Source organism: Cohnella laeviribosi DSM 21336 (assembly GCF_000378425.1).
Lineage (GTDB): Bacteria > Bacillota > Bacilli > Paenibacillales > Paenibacillaceae > Cohnella > Cohnella laeviribosi.
The window spans coordinates 1-3716 of record NZ_KB899885.1; the positions used below are offsets into that span (position 1 = coordinate 1).

Genomic DNA, 3716 nt, shown 5'->3' on the forward strand with positions numbered 1-3716 from the left:
GCTGAATCGAGCCATTTGACTCATCCTCTCAAACCGACCTTTCTCTTAGTTTAATGTATTGGTTTGAGAGTTTACACAAAAGATTTTATAGACTCTTCAAATCGGTTCTTTTGTCTTGAACGGACAACTGATTTTGTATTTCAGTTTTGGGGCGGCAGGCTGGTTGATGTTGCGGTACCGGCTTCGAAACATGCCGGAGCGGAGTTGGATCTTATCCTGCGTAGCCAACGCTTTCTGGCTGTGGCTGGTCGTCTGGAAAGCGAGTTTTCTGCTCTTTCATCCGGTTGAGGTCATCCAACAGCCTGTCACTTTAATCTATTTCGATGGCGGGGAACGCGGGAGATGGATGGCAAGCCTGGTTGCCGTGACCTATATTTGGCTGAAGGCTTCGAAGCAGAACGTTCCTTTAAAAATGTGGGTGGACATTTTAATAACGTATGCCTTTGCGGGTTGGTCGGCCTGCCAAGTGTTGTTATTCATGATCGGGGAGGAGCCGGCCTGGTTTCATGCGGCAAGCGCCGGATTATCCGCGGTTCTTTTAATGTCCTTCTCGTTTTCTTCAAGAGGATCCGATTCTCCAGAAGGAATTGTATATGCCATTTGGTTCTCGATTGGTCATGTGATGCTATGGTTTCTGGTCCCCGATCGTCCAATGTGGCTTTTGTCCTTCAGCAAACAGCAGTTGATTTTTCTGCTCGTTGCCGCGTGTTTGACCGGATGGACCTGGTTGGACGAGAAGGTGAAAAAAGGAGGTTCTCATGGATAATATTTCGGTTTTCGCAGCCTTTGCCGCGGGGATGCTATCCTTTTTATCCCCTTGCGTCTTTCCGCTCATCCCCGCTTACGTTTCCCATTTGACGGGCTCGTCCTTTCAAGATGGCAAACTGGTCGTGCATCGGGGGAAACTGATTGTTCAGTCTCTTAGTTTTATTGTGGGTTTTAGTCTCGTTTTCATCGCGATGGGGGCTTCGGCAAGCTTTATTGGCCGCTTCTTTGCCCAGGAACGCGATTTGATCCAAGAAATAAGCGGTCTGTTGATTATTGTGTTTGGTCTGCAAATGGCCGGATTATTAAATCTCCGGCTGTTGATGTCCGGTAAAACATGGGAAATCAAAACGAACAGGAGCCGCGGCGCAATCCGTTCGCTACTTACCGGTGTGGCTTTTAGCGCCGGCTGGAGCCCCTGTGTAGGGTTGGCGTTGTCATCCATTTTGCTTCTGGCCGGGTCTGCCGAAACGCTGTGGAACGGGATTGAGTTGTTGGCCGTGTATTCGCTCGGGTTGGGTGTTCCGTTTTTACTGATTTCATGGTTGCTGACGTATTCGCTGCAGTTCATGAAAAAAATGAACAGATGGATCCCTCTCCTGTCCAAACTGAATGGCTGGCTGCTCATTGGGCTGGGGTTTCTGTTGTTTACCGGGCAATTGCAGAAGATCAGCGCCTGGCTATCCCAATATACGTTTTGGGAGATCAACTTTTAACGAGTGGAGATGAAACGGATGAAAAAAAGCATGATCGCTGTTCTGGTTTTGATAGGGCTCGTCGTTTATGGCGGATACGATTATTTTCACAAGTCTTCTTCAGAAACCGGAAAAATTGCGGAATCGGGGGAAGCAAACCTGGAGACGGGCATTCTGAAGGGGCAGCTTGCGCCGGAATTTTCGCTTACGGATTTGCAAGGGAATCCTGTTCACCTGTCTGATTTTAAGGGCAAGAAAGTGCTGGTCAATTTTTGGGCGACATGGTGTCCGCCGTGTCGGGTGGAAATGCCCCATATGCAAAAATTTTATGAGGATTACCAATCGAAAGACGTTGTGATTTTGGGTGTTAACCTGACACCTACCGAGGAAAATCCGGATAACGTACAAGCATTTGTGAAAGAGCAACAGCTCACGTTCCCCATCGTTCTGGACAAGGAAGGAGACGTCATGCAAACCTATCAGGTTGTCGCCTATCCCACGACATTCTTGCTGGACTCGGACGGAGTGATTCGGGAAAAGTTTCAGGGCGCGATTAATTACGACATGATGAAAGAAGCTGTTTCCAATATCAAATAAGACGGGAGAGGTTATGCCGCATGAGTCAATCGGTTAAAAAATTGATTTTGTTAACACTATCCGCTTGTCCGATGGGCCGCTCCATGAATACGGTCATCGGAGAATTGCTTGCCTGCAAAAAAGAGCTTGCATATGAAGTCGTCTATGTGGATGTTGACCATGAAACGACCAATCGATATCGCATTAAGATGAATCCCACCACGCTCTTTTTGGATGACAGCGGCGTTGAATTGTACCGTATTGAAGGTTTTAAAGAAACGGAAGAGGTATGGAACTTGATTAGACAGATAGAAGAAGGATCGCTGCGATCGGAAGCGCCGCGGGAAGAAAACCGGGAGACTACCGAAACTTACACGATCTATTTGTTCCAAAACGGCAACGCCGTTCCGGTGGAGACAACGGTGATCAACAAGACTTCCGTTAAAGCGCCAAGAATAACAACGATTCAACAATTGTTGCGCACCCGGCCTGAAGGATTTGACAATCCGTTTCCGGCAGACACTTCGCTTGAGCGGGTTTCCTTTCATCATGATTCTTGCGTCGTAACGCTCTGTTCGACAAATGAAGTGAGCATGGAAGAAACCGATCGGATGAAGACGTTGCTCGCTCATACTTTGGCGGTCTACGGCATCTCCGAAATCAAATTGGAGTGGATGAAGCAGTCCAATTAGCCAACCACGAAGCAAAGAAGGGAGAGGGAAGCCCATTGTAATAATCTTGCCCATCGTTATAACGATCGTAATGTAATCTATTATTGTAAGTAGATTATTGGAATCCTGATGGACGATGGGGACGATTCAGACGGAAGAGAGGCTGGACTCAATGTGGGAGGGATATCAGATTTCACAGGCCGAAGAAAACTTGACAGTCTTGGCTTGACTCATAGTGGGACATAAGTCTGTGATTTTTTTGGTTATAAAAAAATGGTAAAATCATTTTAGGGCCGCCTAAGTTATGCTGTTGAAATAGGGCTCTTTTTTTTATCCAAAATAGGTGGACATTCTCCAGGTCGAAATGCCCGCCGATGTCGGGACTTGAGTACTATGTATTCGTACTAGATAAGAAAAAATGCCTATGAAATTATACTAAAATGATGGAATTCAAACGTGATAATGGCGGTTTAAATGTAGACGGTACAGAAAGGGGGGAAAGATGATGGTGTTTGTTTTTATTGTTTTATGGGCATTGGCTGCCCTTTTAGTTATTATCAACCCCAAATATGAAGTAACCAGGTGGGCTGCGTCTTTGCTTTTTGTCGCTGGTGGCGGAGCACTTTCCCTTACCATTACCGAAAACGTATTACCCTATTTACATCAATTCCGGATTGGGATGGACGCTTTGGATCGAATCTTGTTCAAAATCCATTTAGCGGGCTCCTTTATGAATCTGGCAGGAACCCCCTATTGTTTCCTGATGTTTGCGATCCATTATTCTGAACTGTTTCGGGAGAGAATCCAAAAAGTCATCGCCTGCCTGTTATTTTTACCGATACCGGCGATGTTTTGGATCACCCCCTTTACTCCAGACATTCAACCGAATTACCGGATGTATTTCTTTTGGTGTGGTAAGCGTCAAATATTCCCCACCTACACGGACTCGAAGATTCATGAAAAACTAAGCGTATCGGAAAGATAGGAGGTACGCGCGAATGAACGAAAA

General features: G+C 46.3%; 5 protein-coding genes. All 5 read left to right on the plus strand.

Annotation, left to right across the window (positions count from 1 at the left end; genetic code table 11):
- Nucleotides 1-115: 115 nt before the first annotated feature.
- Entirely contained in the window at nt 116-766 is a 651-nt protein-coding gene (locus F560_RS0121830) for a hypothetical protein (protein ID WP_156829101.1), read from the plus strand.
- A complete protein-coding gene (locus F560_RS0121835; protein ID WP_019007839.1) occupies nt 759-1481 on the plus strand; it encodes a cytochrome c biogenesis CcdA family protein in 723 nt (240 codons plus the stop codon). The genes F560_RS0121830 and F560_RS0121835 overlap by 8 nt, the downstream gene beginning before the upstream one ends.
- A gap of 18 nt (nt 1482-1499) precedes the next feature.
- Entirely contained in the window at nt 1500-2057 is a 558-nt protein-coding gene (locus F560_RS0121840) for a TlpA disulfide reductase family protein (RefSeq protein ID WP_019007840.1), read from the plus strand.
- A 20-nt stretch (nt 2058-2077) separates the two neighbouring features.
- A complete protein-coding gene (locus tag F560_RS0121845) occupies nt 2078-2728 on the plus strand; it encodes a thioredoxin family protein (RefSeq protein WP_020621303.1) in 651 nt (216 codons plus the stop codon).
- 481 nt (nt 2729-3209) lie between these two features.
- Nucleotides 3210-3692, plus strand: a complete 483-nt coding sequence (locus F560_RS0121850; RefSeq protein ID WP_156829102.1) for a hypothetical protein — start codon at nt 3210-3212, stop codon at nt 3690-3692.
- Nucleotides 3693-3716: the final 24 nt, after the last annotated feature.